The sequence below is a fragment of the Microbacterium sp. SLBN-154 genome (assembly GCF_006715565.1).
GTDB lineage: Bacteria > Actinomycetota > Actinomycetes > Actinomycetales > Microbacteriaceae > Microbacterium.
Map to the genome: position 1 here is coordinate 2,662,045 of NZ_VFNL01000001.1, position 21,040 is coordinate 2,683,084.

The 21,040-nt window shown below is 68.7% G+C and carries 23 protein-coding genes; 12 read left to right on the forward strand and 11 right to left on the reverse strand.

Annotation, left to right across the window (positions count from 1 at the left end; translation table 11 throughout):
• Positions 1 to 77 precede the first annotated feature (77 nt).
• Positions 78 to 896 (reverse strand): hypothetical protein, encoded by an 819-nt coding sequence (locus tag FBY40_RS12895; protein ID WP_141939221.1) that lies wholly within the window; start codon positions 894 to 896, stop codon positions 78 to 80.
• Entirely contained in the window at positions 893 to 2,047 is a 1,155-nt protein-coding gene (gene nagA / locus FBY40_RS12900; protein ID WP_141939222.1) for an N-acetylglucosamine-6-phosphate deacetylase, read from the reverse strand. Before nagA ends, FBY40_RS12895 begins: the two co-directional genes overlap by 4 nt.
• A 56-nt stretch (positions 2,048 to 2,103) precedes the next feature.
• On the opposite strand from nagA, the gene FBY40_RS12905 reads away from it, so the two are divergent.
• Positions 2,104 to 2,841, forward strand: coding sequence for an EI24 domain-containing protein (locus tag FBY40_RS12905; RefSeq protein ID WP_141939223.1), 738 nt, complete (start codon positions 2,104 to 2,106; stop codon positions 2,839 to 2,841).
• On the opposite strand, the gene FBY40_RS12910 is transcribed toward FBY40_RS12905, so the two are convergent.
• Positions 2,838 to 3,248: a DoxX family protein gene (locus FBY40_RS12910; protein WP_200829988.1), complete on the reverse strand. Its 411-nt coding sequence runs from the start codon at positions 3,246 to 3,248 to the stop codon at positions 2,838 to 2,840. The genes FBY40_RS12905 and FBY40_RS12910 overlap by 4 nt on opposite strands.
• Positions 3,249 to 3,272: 24 nt before the next feature.
• Complete coding sequence (locus FBY40_RS12915; protein WP_141939224.1) at positions 3,273 to 3,737, reverse strand: DUF3817 domain-containing protein; 465 nt, start codon at positions 3,735 to 3,737, stop codon at positions 3,273 to 3,275.
• A 108-nt stretch (positions 3,738 to 3,845) separates the two neighbouring features.
• On the opposite strand from FBY40_RS12915, the gene FBY40_RS12920 reads away from it, so the two are divergent.
• Together FBY40_RS12920 and FBY40_RS12925 are read left to right on the forward strand one after the other, a co-directional pair.
• Positions 3,846 to 4,952: a class I SAM-dependent methyltransferase gene (locus tag FBY40_RS12920; protein WP_141939225.1), complete on the forward strand. Its 1,107-nt coding sequence runs from the start codon at positions 3,846 to 3,848 to the stop codon at positions 4,950 to 4,952.
• 1 nt (position 4,953) lies between these two features.
• On the forward strand, positions 4,954 to 5,652 hold the full coding sequence (locus FBY40_RS12925) for a hypothetical protein (RefSeq protein WP_141939226.1): 699 nt from the start codon (positions 4,954 to 4,956) through the stop codon (positions 5,650 to 5,652).
• A 39-nt stretch (positions 5,653 to 5,691) separates the two neighbouring features.
• Here FBY40_RS12925 and FBY40_RS12930 read toward each other — a convergent pair whose 3' ends face one another.
• Both FBY40_RS12930 and FBY40_RS12935 read right to left on the reverse strand, forming a co-directional pair.
• Positions 5,692 to 7,077, reverse strand: coding sequence for an HNH endonuclease (locus FBY40_RS12930; RefSeq protein ID WP_141939227.1), 1,386 nt, complete (start codon positions 7,075 to 7,077; stop codon positions 5,692 to 5,694).
• 92 nt (positions 7,078 to 7,169) lie between these two features.
• Positions 7,170 to 7,643 carry an Lrp/AsnC family transcriptional regulator gene (locus tag FBY40_RS12935; protein WP_141939228.1) on the reverse strand — a complete coding sequence of 158 codons (474 nt, stop codon included), beginning with the start codon at positions 7,641 to 7,643 and terminating at the stop codon, positions 7,170 to 7,172.
• A 116-nt stretch (positions 7,644 to 7,759) separates the two neighbouring features.
• Here FBY40_RS12935 and FBY40_RS12940 point away from each other — a divergent pair, with 116 nt between their 5' ends.
• Positions 7,760 to 8,956 (forward strand): trans-sulfuration enzyme family protein, encoded by a 1,197-nt coding sequence (locus FBY40_RS12940; RefSeq protein ID WP_141939229.1) that lies wholly within the window; start codon positions 7,760 to 7,762, stop codon positions 8,954 to 8,956.
• A gap of 15 nt (positions 8,957 to 8,971) precedes the next feature.
• On the opposite strand, the gene nrdF is transcribed toward FBY40_RS12940, so the two are convergent.
• Genes nrdF through nrdH form a run of 4 tightly spaced genes read right to left on the reverse strand, consistent with a single transcriptional unit; the run spans position 8,972 to position 12,832 of the window.
• A complete protein-coding gene (gene nrdF, locus FBY40_RS12945; protein ID WP_141939230.1) occupies positions 8,972 to 9,946 on the reverse strand; it encodes a class 1b ribonucleoside-diphosphate reductase subunit beta in 975 nt (324 codons plus the stop codon).
• 30 nt (positions 9,947 to 9,976) lie between these two features.
• Complete coding sequence (nrdE, locus tag FBY40_RS12950; RefSeq protein WP_141939231.1) at positions 9,977 to 12,133, reverse strand: class 1b ribonucleoside-diphosphate reductase subunit alpha; 2,157 nt, start codon at positions 12,131 to 12,133, stop codon at positions 9,977 to 9,979.
• Positions 12,115 to 12,549 carry a class Ib ribonucleoside-diphosphate reductase assembly flavoprotein NrdI gene (gene nrdI, locus FBY40_RS12955; protein ID WP_124293686.1) on the reverse strand — a complete coding sequence of 145 codons (435 nt, stop codon included), beginning with the start codon at positions 12,547 to 12,549 and terminating at the stop codon, positions 12,115 to 12,117. The genes nrdE and nrdI overlap by 19 nt, the downstream gene beginning before the upstream one ends.
• Positions 12,550 to 12,598: 49 nt before the next feature.
• On the reverse strand, positions 12,599 to 12,832 hold the full coding sequence (nrdH, locus tag FBY40_RS12960) for a glutaredoxin-like protein NrdH (protein ID WP_124293687.1): 234 nt from the start codon (positions 12,830 to 12,832) through the stop codon (positions 12,599 to 12,601).
• A 340-nt stretch (positions 12,833 to 13,172) separates the two neighbouring features.
• Here nrdH and FBY40_RS12965 point away from each other — a divergent pair, with 340 nt between their 5' ends.
• Positions 13,173 to 14,378, forward strand: coding sequence for an MFS transporter (locus FBY40_RS12965; protein WP_141939232.1), 1,206 nt, complete (start codon positions 13,173 to 13,175; stop codon positions 14,376 to 14,378).
• Between the two features lie 22 nt (positions 14,379 to 14,400).
• Here FBY40_RS12965 and FBY40_RS12970 read toward each other — a convergent pair whose 3' ends face one another.
• Positions 14,401 to 14,805, reverse strand: a complete 405-nt coding sequence (locus tag FBY40_RS12970; RefSeq protein WP_141939233.1) for a pilus assembly protein CpaE — start codon at positions 14,803 to 14,805, stop codon at positions 14,401 to 14,403.
• Between the two features lie 56 nt (positions 14,806 to 14,861).
• Here FBY40_RS12970 and FBY40_RS12975 point away from each other — a divergent pair, with 56 nt between their 5' ends.
• The 7 genes from FBY40_RS12975 to FBY40_RS13005 all read left to right on the forward strand — a co-directional run bounded on the left by FBY40_RS12975 (position 14,862) and on the right by FBY40_RS13005 (position 21,035).
• Positions 14,862 to 15,641: an alpha/beta fold hydrolase gene (locus FBY40_RS12975; RefSeq protein ID WP_235015111.1), complete on the forward strand. Its 780-nt coding sequence runs from the start codon at positions 14,862 to 14,864 to the stop codon at positions 15,639 to 15,641.
• Positions 15,638 to 16,810: an acyl-CoA dehydrogenase family protein gene (locus tag FBY40_RS12980; protein WP_141939235.1), complete on the forward strand. Its 1,173-nt coding sequence runs from the start codon at positions 15,638 to 15,640 to the stop codon at positions 16,808 to 16,810. The genes FBY40_RS12975 and FBY40_RS12980 overlap by 4 nt, the downstream gene beginning before the upstream one ends.
• Before the next feature lie 62 nt (positions 16,811 to 16,872).
• Positions 16,873 to 18,003, forward strand: coding sequence for a baeRF11 domain-containing protein (locus tag FBY40_RS12985; RefSeq protein WP_141939236.1), 1,131 nt, complete (start codon positions 16,873 to 16,875; stop codon positions 18,001 to 18,003).
• A 17-nt stretch (positions 18,004 to 18,020) separates the two neighbouring features.
• Positions 18,021 to 19,292 carry a DUF445 domain-containing protein gene (locus tag FBY40_RS12990; protein ID WP_141939237.1) on the forward strand — a complete coding sequence of 424 codons (1,272 nt, stop codon included), beginning with the start codon at positions 18,021 to 18,023 and terminating at the stop codon, positions 19,290 to 19,292.
• Positions 19,293 to 19,318: 26 nt separating this feature from the next.
• A complete protein-coding gene (locus FBY40_RS12995; protein ID WP_235014874.1) occupies positions 19,319 to 19,666 on the forward strand; it encodes a gamma-glutamylcyclotransferase family protein in 348 nt (115 codons plus the stop codon).
• Complete coding sequence (locus FBY40_RS13000; RefSeq protein ID WP_235014876.1) at positions 19,663 to 20,565, forward strand: arginase family protein; 903 nt, start codon at positions 19,663 to 19,665, stop codon at positions 20,563 to 20,565. Before FBY40_RS12995 ends, FBY40_RS13000 begins: the two co-directional genes overlap by 4 nt.
• Entirely contained in the window at positions 20,562 to 21,035 is a 474-nt protein-coding gene (locus tag FBY40_RS13005; protein ID WP_141939239.1) for a SixA phosphatase family protein, read from the forward strand. Before FBY40_RS13000 ends, FBY40_RS13005 begins: the two co-directional genes overlap by 4 nt.
• Positions 21,036 to 21,040 lie beyond the last annotated feature (5 nt).

The window sequence follows — 21,040 nt, forward strand, 5'->3', positions numbered from 1 at the left end:
CGCCGATCCCGCTCCGGGAAGTTGAGCAAACACGTATCAACTTCAACGCGAGGTGCCGGCGACTATTCCCGCGGTCATCACCGAACGGTCGGATCCGGATCGCTCCACGTCTGGACCGTTTCGACGATCCAGAACGCCGAGAACAGCAGAAGAAGGACGACCTCGCCGATGAGAACGAGCGGGACGCCGGTGGCCACCCCGCGCGGATCGGCGACGCTCAGGACGAAGACGACGAAGAGGAAGCCGATCGCGGCGAGGATACCCACGGCGATCGCCCCGTAGATCGCGCGCGCGGTCGGCCGGGAGGAGGACGGCGCCCACGCGGTCCACCCGGCGACGGCGGCGATGAGGGCGAAGAAGGCCAGGGTCGCCGCCAGATGACCGAACCGCAGCAGACTCTCCTGATCCACGGCCGCCCACAGCGGGAACCCGACGATGAGCCCGCTCGCAGCGCCGGCCGTGGCAAGCACACCCCGGGTGAGGGTCCGCTGGGCGCGCGCGACGAAGAGCGCGGCGACGAGCGCGGCCACCCCCACGATCGCGAACGTGATGAGACCGTTGACGACGTCGGCCTGCACGGCGGCGGGGACGACGCCACCCACCGGGGTCGGGATGATGGCGATGAGTGGGGCCAGAACCGCGGCGACATCGAGCAGAGCCTGGGGCACGCTCCGTCCCGAGAGAGCGAGGAGGGCGAGCGACACGGCGAAGAGCGACCCGGTGAAGACCGTCCGGGCAGGGGTGTAGAAGCCGGCGCTCAACGACTCCGGTGCGGTGCCGACGTCGATCGCGACCGCGGCGACGGAGACGAGGAGAGCGAGCACGGCCCCGAGGATCGCCAGCCGGACGTACCGGTAGGTGCGGGCGAGGGATGTCGCGGCCGCGACCTGGGTCACCGGAACCGCCGTCCCGCCGACCACACGGACTCGACCTCGAGGGCGGGGCTGAGGAGGACGACGTCGGCTGCGAATCCGGGCTCGAGCCGCCCCAACCGGTCCTGCCGCCCGACGACCCCCGCGGGAGTCTCGGTCAGCGCGGCGACGGCTGCGGGAAGGTCCAGTCCCACCTGTTCGACGGCCCGGCGCAGAGCGGCGTCCTGGGTGAGGGTGGAGCCGGCGATCGTCTCCGTACCCGTCAGCCGCGCGATGCCCGCCGACACGGTGACCTCCAGGTCGCCGAGGACGTAGTCGCCGTCTGCCGCGCCGGCGGCGGCCATGGCGTCGGTCACGAGCGCGATGCGCCCCGGCGCGAGTTCGAACAGCATCCGCACGACCAGGGGGTCGACGTGGCTGCCGTCGAGGATGACCTCCAGAACGATTCCCGACGCGTTCACCGCGGCGAGGACCGGCCCCGGTGCCCGATGATGGATCCCGCGCATCGCGTTGAAGGCGTGGGTCAGCAGCCTCGCCCCGCGGGCGAACGCCGCGTCGGCCAGGGCACGGTCGGCTCCGGTGTGACCCACCGCCACGACGACGCCCGCGGCCGAGAACGTCTCGATCGCCTCGAGCGCGTGAGGTCGGTCGGGGGCGATGGTGATCTGGACGAGCGCATCGTCCGCGGCATCCCGCAGGCGACGTATCGTCTCGGGATCGGGATCGCACAGCACGTTCGGATCGTGTGCCCCTCGGAAGTCGGGATGGAGGAAGGGACCCTCCAGGTGCGCGCCCAGCACGCGCGGATCGCGGGCCTTCGCCTCCGCGATCGCGGCGAGGCGCGACGCGAGCGTATCGACGCCGGCGCTCACCAGGGAGAGCACGGAGCGCGTCGTGCCGTGGAAGGTGTGGGCGTCCAGAACCCGCGCGATCGAGGCGGCACCGTCATCGACGGCCGCTCCGCCTCCGCCGTGACAGTGCAGGTCGATGAATCCGGGGGTGAGGACGCGCCCCGAGGCATCGATCACCTCCGCGGCCGTGTGACGCTGCCAGTCGGCGCCGGTACCGCGAGCGGAGACGACGTCGCCGTCGAGCAGCAGCCACGCGTCGTCGGCGATCTCACCGCCTGAAACCAGTCGAGCCGAGTGCAGGACTGTGGTGCCGGTCGCGTTCACTCCGCCACGATATCCGTCCGGGCCTCGCTATCCTTCACAGGGCCGGAAGGAACGGGATGTCGGAACTGTGGCGCGGAGTGGGGCTCCTCTTTCGGGGGTTCGGGTGGTGGGCTCGGCGCCCCGGGGCGATGGCGCTCGGACTCATCCCCGCCGTCGTCGTCGCGGTGGTGTTCATCGCGGCGCTGGTGGTTCTGGGCGCCTGGGTTCCCGAGGTCGCCGAATGGCTGACGCCGTTCGCGTCTGGATGGCCGGAGTTCTGGACCGGGGTCCTTCGCATCGCCGTGAGCGCGGCGCTCCTCGGCGGGGCGGGCATCATCGCGATCGTGACCTTCACCGCCGTCACCCTCATCGTCGGAGAGCCGTTCTACGACCGCATCTGGCGTTCGGTGGAGAAGAGCGCGGGAGGGGAGATCCCCGGCGCGGACTACGGCTTCTGGCGATCCGCGGGAGACGCGCTGTCACTTCTCGGCCGCGGCATCCTCATCGCCGTCTGCGCGGCTCTCGTCGGGTTCATCCCCGTCGTCGGCACGGTGCTGGGAGCGGTCATCGGCACGGTGCTCACCGGTTGGATCCTCGCCGATGAACTCACCTCGCGCGCGTTGACAGCGCGCGGCATCTCGCGCAGGGAACGGCGCGCACTGCTCCGCCGGGCCCGACCCCGGGTGTGGGGCTTCGGGATCGCGACCCAGCTGTGCTTCCTCGTGCCGCTGGGCGCGGTGGCGGTCATGCCGGCGGCGACAGCGGGCGCGACGATGCTCGCGCGAACGCTCGTCGGGGAGGATGCGAGCGGTTAGCGCCGTCCGTCCCGCGTAGACCACAGCGCCACGGCGACGAGGACAGGCTGGAAGAAGAGCCGCACGAATCGTTTGCGGTCGGTGTCGAGGCCGAAGCCGTCGCGCTTCTTCAGATACTGCTCGAGGTTGCCGGGGAAGATCGCCACGAAGAACGCCGCCAGGTAGTTTCCGAGCGTGCGACGCGATCCCGGGAGCAGCACGAGCGACGCCCCGAGCATGACCTCGAGCACCCCCGAGACGATGACGACGTCATCCTTGTCGAATCCGGTGCCCCGGGTGGTCCAGTCGGGAACCTGCGTCTGGAACTCCTTGCGCCCCCAGAACAGGTGGGTGACACCGGCGAACACCATCGCGCCGGCCAGCGACCAGCGGGCGAGGGTGCGGAGGGGGTTCGAGCTGTCCGGCATTCCGTCAGCCTAACCGCGCGAGGATCAGTCCCGACCTCCGGGCGGACCGACGATGAGAAGCACGACGAACAGCAGCACGACCGCGGCGGCGATGAGCAGGGCGAGCACCCACGGGCGCTGGAGGAAGAAACGTAGCATCCGGTCGAGGATCCGGCGGTCGCGGGGATCGGCTGTCTCCTCGGTCCGCCACGATCCGCGCAGACGCCCGGAGCGCTGCAGCCAGATCTCGGTGGGGATGGTGGCGTACGGGATCACCGCGCTGCCGATGGCGACGATCGCCGGTCCGGGCGACCAGCGCTGGTTCAGGGCGACGAGAACCGCCGTCGCGCCATAGGCGAGGAAGACGAAGCCGTGGATGCCGCCGCCGATCGTCACCGCGATGTCGAGACCGGCGGTCGCGCGGAGAATCAGTCCCGTGATCAACAGGGTCCACGACACCGCCTCGGCGATGGCGAGGGTGCGGAAGAGGGTCAGGGGCGCGCGGAACACGGGTTCTCCTCGGCGAGGGACGGGGATTCCAGCCTAGAGAAGCGCCCGGAACGCCCCGTGCCGGTCGTGTCGATGTCAAGAGATCGCGACGGCGCCTAGCGTGGGGGTGTGGATTTCCCCTTCGACGCGCTGCGGCGGTGGCCCGACGTCGAGGCGCCGGATCTCGTGGCCGTCGACGCCGCCGACCGGCTGCTCCTGGATGTCTCCCACGAGGCGCGCCGTGATGCGGCGCCGGACGATGTGGTCGTGATCGGCGATGCCTTCGGGGCGCTCACCCTCGCGTCGGCGCAGCCGGGGTGGTCCCTCAGGGTGCACCAGGATTCTCTCCTCGGCGAACGCGCACTCGTCGCGAACGCCGAGGCGCTGGAGATGTCGGGAGTCTTCCGCTCCCTGCCGCTGTCCGCCGAACTCGTGCGAGACGCGAGGGTCGTCCTCCTGCGCCTCCCCCGTTCCCTGGATGCGCTGGATGACATCGCCGGGCTCATCGCGCGGCACGCCGGGCCAGACGTGCGGGTCTTCGCCGGCGGACGGATCAAACATATGACCCTGGCCATGAACGACGTCCTGCGGCGGTACTTCGGGCGTGTGGACGTCAGCCCGGCGCGACAGAAGTCGCGTGTCCTCATCGCCGCCGAGCCCCATGACGGACGCGACCCCGAGCCGAAGCGCGCGCGGGTCGGCGACCTCGAGGTCTGCGCCTTCGGGGGCGTCTTCGCCGGCGCCTCCCTCGACATCGGGACCCGGTTCCTCCTGGAGAATCTTCCGAACGAGATTCCGGATGACGCGCTCGTCGTCGACCTGGCCTGCGGAAACGGCGTCGTCGGCGTGACGATCGCTCGGCGTCATCCCCGTCTCCGGGTTCACGCTTCGGATGTCTCGGCGGCCGCGGTCGCCTCCGCGCGCGTCACCGCCGCTGCCAACGGTGTCGCCGATCGGGTGGAGGTCGTTCAGGATGCCGGCCTCTCGAGCCTCCCCGATGGCGTGGCCGACCTGATCGCGTTGAACCCCCCGTTCCACACCGGAGCGGCCGTGCATGAGCGGCTCGCGCACGGACTGTTCGCTGACGCCGCTCGGGTGCTCGCCCCGGGAGGCGAGCTCTGGACCGTCTGGAACTCGCACCTCCGTCACCGATCGGCGCTCGACCGGCTCGTCGGCCCCACCCGACAGGTCGCCCGCAACGCCAAGTTCACCGTCACCGTGTCCAGGAGCGATTGAGATGCACGACATCGCCCGGTGGGCGGTCGCCCTGTCGACGCTGATCGGGCTCGGACTGGCGCTCGGCCTGAACCCCGCCCTGTACGGCGCGACTGCCGACATGCTCGCCCGCAACACCCAGGTGCCGGCACGGATGGCGTGGATGGTGGGTGGCCTCGCGACGGGAGCCACGATCCTCTTCGTGGCGCTGCAGAGCTTCAATCCGGCGAATCTCGTCACGGCCGCGGAGCGCGACGCGGACGCCCTTGCGCTGAGTCGCACGGTCGACCTCATCGCCGGCGCCGTCTTCCTGGCCGCGGCGATCGGCGTCGCCGTCTGGCGTCTCATCGTTCCCCGGCGAGCGGAGGGCGGCCACCCTACGTCGGGTCGCGCTCACCCCGGGAGCTACTTCTGGCTGGGGCTCAGCTGCTCGATCGTCGGATTCACGACCCTCCCGATCATGTACACCACCGGCCGCGTCACGGCCGGCATCAGCGACGAGCTCGTCCCCCGGATCCTGGCGTACGCCGTCTTCCTGCTGGCGCTCATCGCCCCGTTCGTCCTGCTCGCCGGCGTGTGGTCGCGGCTACCCGGCGCGGCCGCATTCGTCACACGCACCTACGACAGACTCATCCATCTGGATTACCGATGGACGTACGCGGTCGTGCTGGCCGCCGCGGGCGTCGCGTGCCTGGTCTTCGGCCTCGTCGCAGGGCGATGACATCGGACGAGTCGGACCGCCGGCCCGGCCGCCTGAACCTCAGAAGGGCGCGGGTTCGTTTGGATTGTCGACGGGTTGGTCGGTGATCCGGAATTCTCCGGTAAAGGTGGTCCATTTCACCCACAGATCGTCGGGGACGTCCTCTTCCGGTGAGAAGTGCACCCCATGACCCGGTGGGTTGTCGGTATACACCCGCCCCGTCGGGGAGGTCCACTCGATGACCCCACCGTCGAGTTGTCGGACTTTCCAGGCGGTGAACTGTTTCATGCTGTGGTGCCGTTGACACAGGCAGCACAGGTTGCAGATCTCTGTCTTCCCGCCGAGGGCGGCGTCGTGGTTGTGGTCGACCTCGCACTTCCGGGCGGGCATCCGGCATCCCGGCCACCGACAGTGCTTGTCGCGGCCCTTCAAGAATCGGTCCATCGCTGCGGTCGGCCGGTACTGGTCCACCGCCATCGTCAACCCCGTGACCGGGTGAGTCAGCAGCCGCTCCCACGTCCCGTCACTGTTCCCCGCGAGCAGCCGGGCGGTGTTTGCGTCGATCGGCCCCACCCCGGCGAGATCACACGGGACATCGCTCTGACCCATCAACGCCATCACGGGGATGACGACCTGCACCTTCGCCTTGATCGCCCCCAACCCGCCCGGCAGGTCACCGGTCGGGCCGATCCCGGGGGTGGAGGTGAGGAGCATATCGGCGAACAGGTCAGCCCGGACCTCGTCCAGGGATCGGGTGTCCGCAGTGACACCGTCACCCGGGTTCGACTCCCGAGCGGCGATGACCGCGTTCGCCTCGTCGGTGATGCGTTGGAAGATCCCCTCGATGAGCACCGTGGAGTGCACAGACCGCAGCTCCGACATCCCGTCACCGATCGGGTAGCGGACGATCTTCCGCTCACGGAACGCCCCCGCATGCCGCTCCGTGAGCGACCGCGGGTTCATCCGCTCCGCCAAGACCTCCAAATCCGCGCGGGCACGACCCGGCGTCTCGTCCAGACAGATCTCCGCCGCGAGCTGATCGAACTCACCCTTGAGCTCGAAGGGCACGCGACGCCCGACATCCTCCACCACCGCGACATGCGCCCGCGTCAGCAACCCCTTCTCCAGGCAATGCACCGTCGCGGGGTAGTCATTCACCAACGCGAAAGCAGAATCGATCTGTCGTTGGACCGCTCGGTCCGACAGTCGCACCGCCGCCGCGATCTCGGCTGCCACACCCCGCAGTGCCATGTCCCGGTCCTTCACCACCGCCGTCGACCCCTCCGCCAACCGCGCCGCGAACGCCCCCGCCTTCGCCAGCACGCGGGTCTGCGCCGCCTCAGCTGCCGCGAGCAGACCCTGCGCCTCCTCAACCTCCGCGAGGATCACGGTCAGCTCGGACCGGTCCTCGTCACTGAGGAGGGTGAGCCGCGGGTTCGAACGCATGCATGAAGGATGGCACGACCCTCCGACATCGAGACCCGAAACTCTCAACCCCAGGTTGAACCGATCTCGACCGAGCGACGCGCCGGCTCCCGTCAGATGGAGGGACCCTGGCCATCGCGCACCTCGAAAAGGAGCTGCGTCTCGGTCGCCCGCACTACGGGGTGCACGGTGATGTGCTCCAGCACCACGTCCCGCAGCGCTTCGGGATCGCGCACGGCCACATGGACGAGGAAGTCGTCCACTCCGGCGACGTGGAAGACGCGCAGCGCAGACGGGATCTCACACAGCGCGTCGAACAGCTCGCGAACACGAGAGGCGGAGTGACTTCCCAGTCGTACGCGGATGAGAGCCTGGATGGGATAGCCCAGCGCAGTCTCACTGAAGCGCACCTGCGATCCGCGGATCACTCCCCGCGCGCGCAGCGTGCGCACCCGATGGGCACACGTCGACTCGGCCAGGCCGAGCCGTTCGGCAAGGGCACGGTTGGTGAGATCGCCGTCGCGCTGAAGCAACCGCAGGATGCGAAGGTCGTTGTCATCGAGCGGGTCACCGCCTTGGGATTTCATCGAGAAAGCCTCCCCTGAGCCGACGAATTCTGCAGAAAGTTCGGATCACCCACGCTTTTTTCGCCCTTTCAGCCTGATCACGGGCCTCTTCTTGCGATTCCCCTCACACTAACGGCATGGAATCTGCACACCGCCACCGCGACACGGTCGCCGTGCACGCCGGACGGGCCGACCTCGAGGGTCTCGGCGTTCACGCGCTCCCGATCGACCTGTCGACCACGAACCCCATCCCCAACCTGGAAGCCGGCGGGCTGTCCTACGAATCCATGGCGAGCGGGGGTCACCCGCTCGCCGAAGGCGGGCTCGTCTATGCGCGGTTGTGGAATCCCACCGTCGCCCGCTTCGAGTGCGCGCTGGCCGAGCTCGAGGGCACCGAGGAGGCTGTCGCATTCGCCTCGGGCATGGCGGCGATGACCGCCGCGATCATCGCACACAGTGCAGCGTCCGGAAGGTCGCATGTCATCGCGGTGCGCCCGCTCTACGGCGGGACCGATCACCTGCTCTCGTCGGGACTGCTCGGCATCGATGTCACGTACTGCCGCGAAGACGAGATCGCCGCCGCGATCCGACCCGAGACCGGGCTGATCGTCGTCGAGACGCCCGCCAACCCCACGCTCGACCTCGTCGACATCGCGGGTGTGGTGGCGTCGGCCGGCACCGTCCCTGTCCTCGTCGACAACACGTTCGCAACGCCACTGCTGCAGAATCCGGTCGCGCTCGGAGCGGCGATGTCGCTGCACAGTGCGACGAAGTACCTCGGCGGCCACGGCGACGTCATCGCCGGTGTCATCGCGTGCGGCGCCGAGACCGCCGCCGCGCTGCGTCGTGTGCGCGCGGTGACCGGCGGACTCCTGCACCCCCTCGGCGCATATCTGCTGCACCGAGGACTGCCGACCCTGCCGGTGCGCCTGGAACGGCAGCAGGGTACGGCGCGCCGACTGGTGGCATGGCTGCAGGAGCAGCCGGAGATCGCCGAGGTGCACTACCCCGGCCTCGACGGGGATCCCCGCGGTCTGCTGCGACGTCAGATGCGAGGAACCGGCGCGATGATCGCGGTGACACTCCGTGGCGGGTTCGAGGCTGCGGCCGCCGTCACTTCAGCCGTCGCGATCTTCACGCACGCCGTGTCGCTGGGAGGGGTGGACTCCCTCATCCAGCACCCCGCCGCCCTGACGCACCGTCCGGTACCCCCACACGCGCGCCCGGATGCGGGTCTCGTGCGGCTGTCGATCGGGCTCGAGCACGTCGACGATCTCCGCGACGACCTTGCCCGCGCGCTGCGCGCGATTCCCGCCGAGCTGGTCAGCGCGTAGTCAAGTATCGGGAGGTCAGAAGTCCCAGTCGTCGTCCTCGGTCGCGACGGCCTTGCCGATGACGTACGACGAGCCCGACCCGCTGAAGAAGTCGTGGTTCTCGTCGGCGTTCGGTGACAGCGCCGACAGGATCGCCGGGTTCACGTCGGTGACGGTCGCCGGGAACATCGCCTCGTAGCCGAGGTTCATCAGCGCCTTGTTGGCGTTGTAGTGAAGGAACTTCTTCACGTCCTCGGTGAGGCCGACCTCGTCGTACAGATCCTGGGTGTACTGGATCTCGTTGTCGTACAGCTCGTACAGGAGCGAGAACGCGTAGTCCTTGATGTCCTGGCGCGCCGCCTCATCCAACAGCTCCAGACCGCGCTGGAACTTGTAGCCGATGTAGTAGCCGTGCACGGCCTCGTCGCGGATGATGAGGCGGATGATGTCGGCCGTGTTCGTCAGCTTCGCCTTCGACGACCAGTACAGCGGCAGGTAGAAGCCCGAGTAGAACAGGAACGACTCCAGCAGAGTCGATGCGACCTTGCGCTTGAGGGGCTCGTCGCCGCGGTAATAGTCCATGACGATCCGCGCCTTCTTCTGAAGGTTCTCGTTCTCCGTCGACCAGCGGAAGGCGTCGTCGATCTCGGGCGTCGAGCACAGTGTCGAGAAGATCGACGAATAGCTCTTGGCGTGCACCGACTCCATGAACGCGATGTTGGTGTACACCGCCTCCTCGTGCGGCGTGATCGCATCCGGGATCAGCGAGACCGCGCCGACCGTCCCCTGAATGGTGTCCAGGAGAGTCAGACCGGTGAAGACCCGCATCGTCAGCGTCTGCTCCTGCGAGGTCAGCGTGTTCCACGACTGGATGTCATTGGACAGCGGCACCTTCTCGGGCAGCCAGAAGTTGTTCACCAGACGGTTCCAGACCTCGAGGTCCTTGTCGTCCTGGATGCGGTTCCAGTTGATCGCCTGGACCCGGTTGAGCAGTTGCAGCTTCTCAGCCATCATGTCTCCTAAAAAGTCCTGGTCAGAGGGTCACAGCATGCAGCTGACGCACTCGGACATGTCGGTTCCCTCGAGCGCCATCTGCCGCAGGCGGATGTAGTAGATGGTCTTGATGCCCTTCTTCCAGGCGTAGATCTGCGCCCGGTTGATGTCGCGCGTGGTCGCGGTGTCCTTGAAGAACAGCGTGAGCGACAGCCCCTGGTCCACGTGCTGCGTTGCGGCGGCGTACGTGTCGATGACCTTCTCGTAGCCGATCTCGTAGGCGTCTTCGTAGTACTCCAGGTTCTCGTTCGTCATGAACGGAGCCGGGTAGTAGACGCGGCCGAGCTTGCCTTCCTTGCGGATCTCGATCTTCGACGCGATCGGGTGGATCGACGAGGTCGAGTTGTTGATGTACGAGATCGACCCCGTCGGCGGAACCGCCTGCAGGTTCTGGTTGTAGATGCCGTGCTGCTGGATGCTCGCCTTCAGCTCGCGCCAGTCGTCCTGGGTGGGGACGGGGATCTGGGCGAACAGCTCCTTGACCCGCGCCGTGGCGGGCACCCACGCCTGATCGGTGTACTTGTCGAAGAACTCCCCCGACGCGTAGGTGGAGTCCCAGAACCCGTCGAAGACGGTGCCGCGCTCGATGGCGAGGCGGTTCGACGCGCGCAGAGCGTGGAAGAGCACCGTGTAGAAGTAGATGTTCGTGAAGTCCAGGCCCTCTTCCGAGCCGTAGTGGATGTGCTCACGGGCGAGGAAGCCGTGCAGGTTCATCTGTCCGAGTCCGATCGCGTGGGAGCGGTCGTTGCCGTCCTCGATCGAGCGCACGGAGCGGATGTGGCTCTGGTCGCTCACCGCGGTCAGGGCGCGGATGGCGGTCTCGACCGTCTGGCCGAGGTCGCCGCCGTCCATCGCCAGCGCGATGTTCATCGAGCCCAGGTTGCAGGAGATGTCCTTGCCGATCTGGGCGTACGAGAGGTCCTCGTTGTACGTGGTCGGGGTGTTGACCTGCAGGATCTCCGAGCACAGGTTGGACATGTTGATCCGACCCTTGATCGGGTTGGCCTTGTTCACCGTGTCCTCGAACATGATGTACGGGTAACCCGACTCGAACTGGATCTCGGCGAGGGTCTGGAAGAACTCGCGCGCATTGATCTTCGTCTTCTTGATGCGGGCGTCGTCGACCATCTCGCGGTACTTCTCGGTGACCGAGATGTCACCGAAGGGCACCCCGTAGACGCGCTCGACGTCGTACGGCGAGAAGAGGTACATGTCCTCGTCGTTCTTCGCCAGCTCGAACGTGATGTCGGGGATGACCACACCCAGCGACAGCGTCTTGATGCGGATCTTCTCGTCGGCGTTCTCGCGCTTGGTGTCGAGGAACCGCAGGATGTCGGGGTGGTGAGCCGACAGGTAGACCGCACCCGCGCCCTGACGGGCGCCCAGCTGGTTGGCGTAGCTGAAGCTGTCTTCGAGGAGCTTCATCACCGGGATGATGCCCGAGGACTGGTTCTCGATCTGCTTGATCGGAGCGCCCGCCTCGCGGATGTTCGACAGCAGCAGCGCCACGCCGCCACCGCGCTTGGACAGCTGCAAAGCGGAGTTGATGCCGCGGGCGATCGACTCCATGTTGTCCTCGATCCGGAGGAGGAAGCACGACACCAGTTCGCCGCGCTGCGCCTTCCCGGTGTTGAGGAACGTCGGCGTGGCCGGCTGGAAGCGCCCGGAGATGATCTCCTCGACCAGCTGGACGGCGAGCGCCTGGTCGCCGTCGGCGAGCCCGAGGGCGGTCATGACGACACGGTCCTCGAAGCGCTCGAGGTACCGCTTGCCGTCGAAGGTCTTCAGCGTGTAGCTGGTGTAGTACTTGAAAGCGCCGAGGAAGGTCTCGAAACGGAACTTCTTGCCGTAGGCGAGGTCATTGAGCTGCTGGATGAACTCGAAGGGGTACTTCTCGAGCACCGCCGGCTCGTAGTACTCCTTCTCCACGAGGTAGTCCAGCCGCTCCTTGAGCGAGTGGAAGAACACCGTGTTCTGGTTCACATGCTGGAGGAAGTACTCCCGCGCAGCGCGCTTGTCGGCGTCGAACTGGATCTTCCCGTCCGGTCCGTACAGGTTCAGCATCGCGTTCAGGGCGTGATAGTCCAGACCCTCGAATCGCGCCTCGGTCTTGAAGTCCTTCTCGGTCAGTGCAGCTTCCACCATCGTTCCAATCCATCGCTGACGCGTGTCACGTCTTCAGGCGTGCCGAATACTTCGAGCCGGTACAAGTGCGGCACCCGGCACTTGCGGCTGATGATCTCGCCGGCGAGGCAGAACGACTCGCCGAAGTTGCTGTTGCCTGCGGAGATCACTCCGCGCAGGAGTCGTCTGTTCCGCTCGTCGTTGAGGAAACGGATGACCTGCTTGGGGACGGCACCCTTCTCCTCACCGCGTCCCTGACCTCCCCCGTAGGTGGGGGTCACGAGAACGAAGGGCTCGTCCACGACCGGGGTCGGTTCGGAGGCGGTGATCGGGATGCGGACGGCGGGGAGGTCGAGCTTCTCGATGAAGCGTGCGGTGTTGCCCGACACGCTGGAGAAATAGACCAGGAGCGGGGCGGATGTCGCCAGTGCGCTCACGGTTCCCTCCTGGGCTCGATCCTCGCGGGTCCCCGACGCGGCGCCGGGTTCAGGCCAGGCGTGACGCCAGTTCGTCGATCTTGTCGGGACGGAAGCCCGACCAGTGGTCCTCGTCGGTGATGACGACGGGTGCCTGCAGGTAGCCGAGGGCCTTGACCTGCTCGAGCGCTGCCGGGTCTTCGGAGAGGTCGTGGACCTCGTATTCGATGCCCTTCGAGTCCAGCGCACGGTAGGTCGCGGTGCACTGCACGCAGGACGGCTTGGTGTAAACGGTGATCGCCATGTCGATCCGTTCTCCCCTCGATTTCGAGTGATTCCTCCGGTGACCCCCACCGGGAGACCAATACTACATATGGGTGCCGACATCGGATAGCACCACTAGGGATAGTAGTTACATCCGTGTAGTTTTCTCACCGTCATCCCCATGTACAACACAGGTTGTCCACCGTTTCATCCACAGGCGGCGCTCCGACTCCGCGACCGGAAAGCCCGGATTCGCGCGGCTTTCCGAACCGGATGGAGAACTCCTCCACAGGGGGGACGATATTCGGGGGTTCCGACATCCGATTTCCTGTGGACAGTGGACGACGGCGTGTCGCGGCGTGTCGCACTAGCGTGGTGGCGTGGCGGGATATCGAGACCTTCTGCGCACCCCCGGAGTGGCGCGCATCATCGCCGCACAGCTGACCGCCCGCTTCCCCAACGGCATGACGAGTCTGGCCGTCCTGCTGCACATCGAGCAGGTGACCGGCTCCTACGGCGCGGCGGGACTGGTCCTGGCCGCCACCTCCGTCGGACAGGCGGTCGCGGGCCCCGTCACCAGCCGGTGGATGGGCCTGTGGGGCATGCGACGGGTGCTCTCCATCACCCTCGCGATCTGCGCGGTCGCGATCGCGACGCTGGCCCTCGTGGAGATGCCGCTGCCCGCCTATATGGTGCTGGGCCTGATCGCCGGGCTGTCGACGCCCCCGGTCCAGTCGGCCGTGCGCACGATCTACCCCAAGATGGTCAACTCCCGTCAGCTGACACCCCTGTTCTCGCTCGACGCCTCGCTGCAGGAGATCATCTGGATCATCGCCCCGGTCCTGGTGACGTTCGTGGCGACCCAGGTCGGCACGGTCGAGGCCCTGGTCCTGATCGTGGTGATCCTCGTCGGCGGCGGACTGTGGTTCATCCTGTCGCCCGAGGTCGGGCGCGTGCGCATCCCTCGAAGCCGCCGACGCCTCGGACGGGTGCTGGCCAAGCCGCCCGTCCTCCTGGCCACCGTCATCGGCTTCCTCCTCATCGGCGGCTGCGCCGCGGTCGAGGCCGGAGTCGTGGCGACGTTCGGCCACAGCGGATTGGAGGCCGGTCTCGTCCTGGCGGTCTTCTCCATCGGGAGCCTCGCGGGCGGGCTCGGGTTCGGTCACATCCCCATCGGCCCGTGGGCCATGGCGCGACGCATGGGCATCTTCACCCTGGGACTCCTCCTCGCCCTGATCTCCCTCGATGTGTGGTGGCTGGGCGGCACCCTCTTCCTCGCCGGGATCGGAATCGCCCCGGCCCTGGCGGTGCTCTTCGCGATGACCTCGGCGAGCGTGAAGTTCAGCGAGACCGCCGAGGCCTACGGATGGATCGGCACCGGGCAGCTCATCGGCGCCGCCGCGGGGTCGGCCGTCGCCGGCTTCCTCATCGACGGCGTGGGTCCGCAGGGCGCCTACATGGCGGCCGCGGCCTTCGCGGGCGTCGGCTTCCTCGTCGCGGTGGTGTTCGTCCGGGGCTTCCCCGATCTCCGGGGGCGCGACGCCAGCCCGATCCCCGACACCGAGCCGGTCTCGACGATCACCTGAGCGGATGCCGCGGGCGACCCCCCTACTGGATGCGGCGCAGCAGCTCCAGGACGGCCATCGCATACGCGTCGGCGGGCTCGGGGTGCTCGAAGACGATGACATCGCCGCCCAGCTCGATCTCCACCTGATGCGTGTCGACGAGCCGCCGCAGCGACCGGAACGCCCCGCGCAGGAGCTCCCGCAGCTGACTTTCATGAGGCAGCCACAGGGCGTCTTCGAGCGCGACGGAGTCGAGCGCCCACTCGGTCGTGCCGTTGAAGGCCAGGATGCGACCGGTCGGGTACTCGCGCGGTTCGATGGTCATCTCGCTGACGGTGAAGACGTCGGCGTCGAACTCGGGTTCGTCGAGTTGGAAGCGATCGCCCGATGTCGGATGCCACACGAGACCCGCCGCGCGCAGCTCGAGGGCGAGGTCGGTCGAGATCATGCCCTCCATCTTCCGCCACCTCGGGGCGGCGAGGCCCGCTTACGCTGAAGGGCGTGATGTTTCCGGTGACTCTCCCCCGCATCTCCTGGGGCGATCCGCGCGCGGCGCGGCGCGCTCTCCTCGTCCACGGCCTCGGCTCCACGGCGGCACTGATGTGGCGCTACGGCGTGGCGCTGGCCGAAGACGGATGGCTCTCCGACGCCGTCGACCTGCGCGGGCACGGCGTCGCCCCGCGCGTGCTCGACTACACCATGCCCGCCTACGCCGCCGATCTCGCCCGCACCCGCCCCGAGGAGGGCGATGAGACGTGGGATCTCGTCATCGGCCACTCCCTCGGCGGCGCGGCGACCACGCTGGCCGCCGCCGACACTCCCGGATGGGCGCGCCGCGTCATCCTGATCGATCCCGCCATCCACCTCTCCGACCACGACCGCGAGGTCGTGCGACGCAGTCAGGAAGAGGCCTTCGCCGACCCGACGGAGGCCGCCGTGCGTGCGGCGCACCCGCAGTGGCATCCCCATGACATCGAGCTCAAAGCCCTCGCGGCCCGGCAGGCCAGCCGCTGGGCGGTGGAGCAGACGAGCCTGCAGAACCCCGCGTGGGACGTGCGCGAAGCCCTGGCGCGCCTCGATGTCGATGTCGACATCCTGGCCGCGGATCCGGGGGTGTACAGCATCTTCGACGGGCCGCTCGCCGCCGAGGTGCGCGCAGCCAACAGCCGGGTGCGGATGACGGTCGTCGCCGGTGCCGGACACTCGCCGCACCGCGACAAGCCCGAGGAGACCGTCGCCGAGCTGCGCCGGGTGATGCAGGAGAGACGGACAATGGGATCGTGACCGAACCGGAGACGATCCTCCCGCCGGACCTGCTCGAGCGTTTCCGTGAGCGCGCGAGCACGCACGACCGCGAGAACACCTTCCCCGCAGCCGACCTCGACGAGCTCCGTGCGATCGGGTACCTCGCCCTCCTCGTACCGGAGGCCCTCGGGGGACGAGGACTCGCCCTCGCCGAGGTCGCGCGTCTGCAGCAGCGCCTCGCCACCGCGGCCCCGGCCACGGCGCTCGCGATCAACATGCACCTGGTCTGGACGGGCGTCGCGCGCCAGCTGCTCGACCGCGGCATCGACGATCTGAGGTTCGTGCTGGAGGGCGCGGCGGCCGGCGAGGTGTTCGCCTTCGGCATCAGCGAGGCGGGCAACGACCTCGTGCTCTTCGGCAGCGACACCGCCGCCGAGCCGCAGCCCGACGGTGCATACGCCTTCACCGGAACGAAGATCTTCACCACCCTGTCCCCCGTCTGGACGCAGCTGGGGCTGCACGGCCTCGACACCCGCTCGGCCGACGGCCCGCGGATCGTCTACGCCTTCGTGCCGCGAGGCGAAGAGGCCGCGGGGCGGGTGCGCATCCGCGACGACTGGGACACCCTCGGCATGCGCGCCACCCAGTCCCGCACGACCGAGCTCCACGGCGCCGTCGCGCCGGCCGAGCGCGTGGTCAGGCGCGTCGCGCCCGGGCCTCAGCCCGACCCGCTCGTGTTCGGCATCTTCAGCGTGTTCGAACTGCTCATCGCCTCGGTGTACACCGGCATCGCGCGGCGGGCTCTCGATCTCGCGGTCCTGTCCGCGAGGTCACGGCACTCCAAGAAGACCGGTGCACCCCTCAGCGACGACCCCGACATCCGTCGGCGCGTGGCGACCATGGCGATGACCTACGACGCGCTTCCTCCCCAGATCTCCGTGCTGAGCGCAGACGTCGACGCGCGCGTCGAACACGGTGAGCGATGGTTCTCGCTGCTCGCCGGTGTGAAGCACCGTGCGGTCGCAGCGGCCAAACAGGTGGTCGACGAGGCGATGCTGGTCGCAGGAGGATCCTCGTTCTTCGCCCGGAACGAGCTGTCCCGCCTCTATCGCGACGTCCTCGCCGGGCAGTTCCATCCCTCCGATCCCGAGTCGGCGCACGCCGCCCTCGCCACCGCCTGGCTGGGTCCGGTGGGCGACGCGCCGTAACCGAGCTCCTCGAACCACGCAAGGCCCTGCGCTGTGCAGGGGAGCCGATCTACCGTGGTCCGATGCTGCCCGCAGACATCCCCACCACTGCCCATCTGCTCGAGCTGATCGACGCGCGTGATGACGCGAGTGTCACGATCGCCCTCCCCTCTTCGCCGGTTCCGTCCGATCATGACAACGTCCGTGCGGACCTCCGAAGTGCCGTCTCGGAGGCCGGCCGGATGCTCGCGCAGAAAGACCTCGATGCAGGACGCGTGGAGGCGGTCGTCGAGGCCCTCCGTGCCTTGGACGCCGATCAGGAGTTCTGGCGTCACCAGTCCCGATCTCTCGTCATCTTCGCCTCCTCCACACGCCTCGAAACCTTCCGCCTGGCCAACCGGGTCGAGCGCAACGTCGCCGTCGGCGATCGGTTCGACGCAGGAGCACTCCTGCGCGCGACGGCGTTCCCGCATCGCGCCTTCATCGTCCAGATCTCCCAGGGTGGGGCTCGCCTCACTGAGATCAGCGCCGACCACGGCGTCGTGGAACGCGAGCTGCACCTTCCCGACGACCATCACACGCTCCTCGAGCACGCCACGAACGACGGTCAGGCCGACATGCCGCGCTCGCAGGGTTCGACCGGAGACCGCATCGAGCGCGAACGCTACTGCCGGGTCGTGCAGGACGACGTCGTCACCATCGCGCCCCGCGATGTTCCCGTGATCCTGGCCGCCACCGTCGACCTCGAACCGGCCTACCGCGCGGTCAACACCCACCCTCGACTTCTCGAAGCGAAGATCGACGCCCACCCCGATTCGCTCGATGACGCCGAACTCGAGCAGAAGGCGCGGGCGATCCTCGACGCGGAGTTCTCACGGGAGCTGTCGGAGTGGCGCGAGCTGTTCGGCACGCGCAGAGCCGATGACCTGGCGACCAGTCGCCTTGTCGAGGTCGCCGCGGCGGCGACGGCCGCGGCCGTCGACGAGCTCCTCTTCGACATCGACGCAACCCTCGAGGGCCAGATCGACGAGTTCGGCGTCGTCACCACCGTCGAGGAGCCGACAGCCTCGGCGTACGCCGTCGTCGATGAGATCGCTGCACGGGTGCTGCGTGGCGGAGGGACCGTGCGCGGGGTCCGCAACGGGGACCTCGTGGACGGATCACCCGTGGCGGCACTCCTGCGTTTCCCGGTCTCAGCACCGGCTGAGGGGTGACGTGCGAGGATGACCGGATGGCGCGTACCCCGACGGCTCTGCTGAGCCCCGCCGACCAGCAGCGGCGTCGCGGCCTGCGCACGATGAAGGCCGTGGCCCTGGGCGCTCTGCTGGCGATGGCCGTGGTGTTCGCCATCGCGTTCTCGCTGCAGGAGCAGGTGCCCTGGCTCGGCTACGTCCGTGCGGCCGCCGAGGGCGGGATGGTGGGAGCGCTTGCGGACTGGTTCGCGGTGACGGCGCTGTTCCGTCATCCGCTCGGTCTCCCGATTCCGCACACCGCCATCATCCCCAAGCGCAAGGACGAGATCGGCCGCACGCTCGGCGAATTCGTCGAGACGGAGTTCCTGCGTGGTGACGTGGTGCGCACCAAGCTCGCCGCGACCCACGTGTCCCGGCGGGCAGGCGAGTGGCTCCGCGAGCCGGCGCATGCCGCCCGGGTGGGTTCCGAAGCCTCGGTGATCGCCGCCGGCGTCCTGCGCGCCCTGAGCGACGACGACGTGCGAGACGTCATCGAAGAGCTCGCGCGCGAGCACGTGCTCGTTCCGGAGTGGGGGCCTCCCGTCGGCGCGTGGCTCGGCCGGGTGATCGACGCGGGCGCCCACCACAGCGCCGTCGATCTGGCTGCCGAGACGATCGACCACTGGCTCGCCGCCAACAGGGTGGCCTTCGAGGGCCTGGTCTCGCGGCGCCTGCCCAGCTGGGTGCCTCGCATCGCGCAGCGCCTGGTCGACGAGACGGTGTACAACGAAGCGGTCAAGTTCGTGGCGGCCGTGCGCGCCGACCCCGACCATCCGGCGCGGCATGCGATCGACGGATATCTCGAGCGGCTCGCTCGGAACCTCCAGACCGATCCGACCACCATCGGACGCCTCGAAGACGCCAAGGGCGCCCTGTTCGACAGCCCCCGGGTCCGCGAGCTCGCCGCCCAGGCGTGGGGCACCGCGAAGTCGGGACTACTGGCGGCCCTCGACAACCCCGACAGCGGCCTGCGCCGCCGCCTGGCCGATGCCCTCGCCGACATCGGCGACCGCCTGGTGACCGACACCGCCCTGCAGCAGCGTGCCGACGGCTGGGTGACCGAGGCGGCGGTCTTCCTCGTCGACCGTTATCGCCACGACATCGCCTCGATCATCACCGACACCGTCGAGAAGTGGGACGCCGAGGAGACCACGGAGAAGATCGAGCTCATGGTCGGCCGTGACCTCCAGTACATCCGGCTCAACGGCACGATCGTCGGATCGCTGGCGGGTCTCGTCATCTACACGATCGCCCGCGCCATCTGGGGATGACGCCCCCGCGGCGCTACAGTGAGCGCGTGGAATCGGTGGGCGACGAACTGCTGTTCAGCTACGGCACTCTCCAGCAGCCCGAGGTGCAGCTGGACACCTTCGGCAGGATCGTCGAGGCCGAGCCCGACATCCTGCCCGGATTCACGGTCGATTACGCCGAGATCGTCGACGAACGGGTGGTGGATGTCTCGGGCCACGCGGTGCACCCCATCGTGCGGCCGACGGGCAATCCGCTGGACAAGGTGGTGGGAAAGGTCCTGAGCGTCACCGAGGACGAGCTCGACGCCGCCGATGAGTACGAGGTGTCGCTCTATCGCCGCATCTCGGCCCCGCTCGCCAGCGGCCGCGTCGCCTGGGTGTACGTGTCGGTGTGAGCGGCCTCTTCCACGACCCCCTCTGGCCCCGTGCCGGTGAGTGGCCCTCCGCGCACGACGGCGCCGAGACCTCGGGGCCGATCGACGTCGCGATCCTCGGAGTGCCGACCTGGCGGACCTCGCTGTCGGCGACCGGGGCCCACGCCACCCCCGCCGCCGTCCGCGCGGCGCTGCAGCGTTACAGCGCCACCCTGATCGGTCCGCCCGCGGTCGACCTCGATGCCGCGCTGTCGATCGTCGACGCCGGAGACGTGGCGGAGCCCGACGGCGACGCCGGCGAGGCGCGCGTCCGCCGCGCCGTGGCCGACCTCGTCGCCCGTGGCGGAATCGTCGTCGCGCTCGGGGGCGACAACGCCGCGACCGTGCCGGTCGCCCAGGGCGCGAAGGCGGGCGGCCTCATCACCCTCGACGCGCATCTCGATCTGCGCGACGGCAGGTCGAACGGCTCGCCGGTGCGCCGCCTCATCGAGGACGGGCTCGATCCGCGCCGGATCGTGCAGATCGGCATCGCCGACTTCGCCAACTCCCCGGCATACGTCGCGCGCGCCGTCGATCTCGGGATCACGCTCATCACCCTCGATCAGGTTCGCCGGCGCCCCGCGGCCGATCTCATGGGCGACGCGTTCGCCATCGCGGGAGCCGGTGCAGGCGGCGTGCACCTGGACATCGACGTCGATGTCTGCGACCGCTCGGTCGCGCCGGGGTGCCCGGCCTCGGTTCCGGGCGGGCTGAGCGCCGACGCGCTCCGGGCGCTGGTGCGGTCGGCGGCGGCCGATGCCCGGCTGGTCTCGGCGGATATCGTCGAGGTCGACGCGACGGCCGATTCCGAGGACGGCCGGACGGTGCGGCTGGCGGCCCTGTGCGTTCTGGAGCTTCTGGCGGGAAGGGCGATGCGATGACGATCGAACTGGTGCTGGCGCGACACGCGAAGTCGGACTGGGGCGACCCCGGGCTCCGCGACCATGATCGCCCGCTGAACGAGCGCGGCCTGCGCGATGCGCCGCGGATGGCCGCGCGCCTGGCCGAGACGGGGTTCCGCCCTGATGCGCTGCTGTCCAGCACGGCCCTGCGCGCCCGCACGACCGCTGAGGCCTTCGCCGCGGCGCTCGAGACCGCGGTCACCCTCGTGCCCGACCTGTACGGCGCCCCACCCTCGACGCTCCTCGCCACGGCGTCGACGAGCGGTGCCCTGCGCGTGATGCTCGTCGCCCACAACCCCGGGATGGCCGAGCTCGCCGACACGCTCTCGGGCGGCCGGATCGGCGAGATGCCGACGTGCGCGGTCGCACGGTTCCGCTGGGACGATGACGACTGGGCCGTCGTGGGCGCGGTCGACCCGAACGAGTGGCACATCGACACACCCCGCTGAGGTGG

Excerpts from the sequence above, each read along its gene's own strand:
- nrdE (WP_141939231.1), bottom strand. The coding sequence starts at position 12,133 with ATGGTGGAAGCTGCACTGACCGAGAAGGACTTCAAGACCGAGGCGCGA.
- FBY40_RS12975 (WP_235015111.1), top strand. The coding sequence starts at position 14,862 with ATGTTTCCGGTGACTCTCCCCCGCATCTCCTGGGGCGATCCGCGCGCG.
- FBY40_RS12940 (WP_141939229.1), top strand. The coding sequence starts at position 7,760 with ATGGAATCTGCACACCGCCACCGCGACACGGTCGCCGTGCACGCCGGA.
- FBY40_RS12925 (WP_141939226.1), top strand. The coding sequence starts at position 4,954 with ATGCACGACATCGCCCGGTGGGCGGTCGCCCTGTCGACGCTGATCGGG.
- FBY40_RS12930 (WP_141939227.1), bottom strand. The coding sequence starts at position 7,077 with ATGCGTTCGAACCCGCGGCTCACCCTCCTCAGTGACGAGGACCGGTCC.
- FBY40_RS12910 (WP_200829988.1), bottom strand. The coding sequence starts at position 3,248 with ATGCCGGACAGCTCGAACCCCCTCCGCACCCTCGCCCGCTGGTCGCTG.
- nrdF (WP_141939230.1), bottom strand. The coding sequence starts at position 9,946 with ATGGCTGAGAAGCTGCAACTGCTCAACCGGGTCCAGGCGATCAACTGG.
- nrdH (WP_124293687.1), bottom strand. The coding sequence starts at position 12,832 with ATGGCGATCACCGTTTACACCAAGCCGTCCTGCGTGCAGTGCACCGCG.
- FBY40_RS13005 (WP_141939239.1), top strand. The coding sequence starts at position 20,562 with ATGACGATCGAACTGGTGCTGGCGCGACACGCGAAGTCGGACTGGGGC.
- FBY40_RS12905 (WP_141939223.1), top strand. The coding sequence starts at position 2,104 with ATGTCGGAACTGTGGCGCGGAGTGGGGCTCCTCTTTCGGGGGTTCGGG.
- FBY40_RS12985 (WP_141939236.1), top strand. The coding sequence starts at position 16,873 with ATGCTGCCCGCAGACATCCCCACCACTGCCCATCTGCTCGAGCTGATC.
- FBY40_RS12970 (WP_141939233.1), bottom strand. The coding sequence starts at position 14,805 with ATGATCTCGACCGACCTCGCCCTCGAGCTGCGCGCGGCGGGTCTCGTG.
- FBY40_RS12935 (WP_141939228.1), bottom strand. The coding sequence starts at position 7,643 with ATGAAATCCCAAGGCGGTGACCCGCTCGATGACAACGACCTTCGCATC.
- FBY40_RS12990 (WP_141939237.1), top strand. The coding sequence starts at position 18,021 with ATGGCGCGTACCCCGACGGCTCTGCTGAGCCCCGCCGACCAGCAGCGG.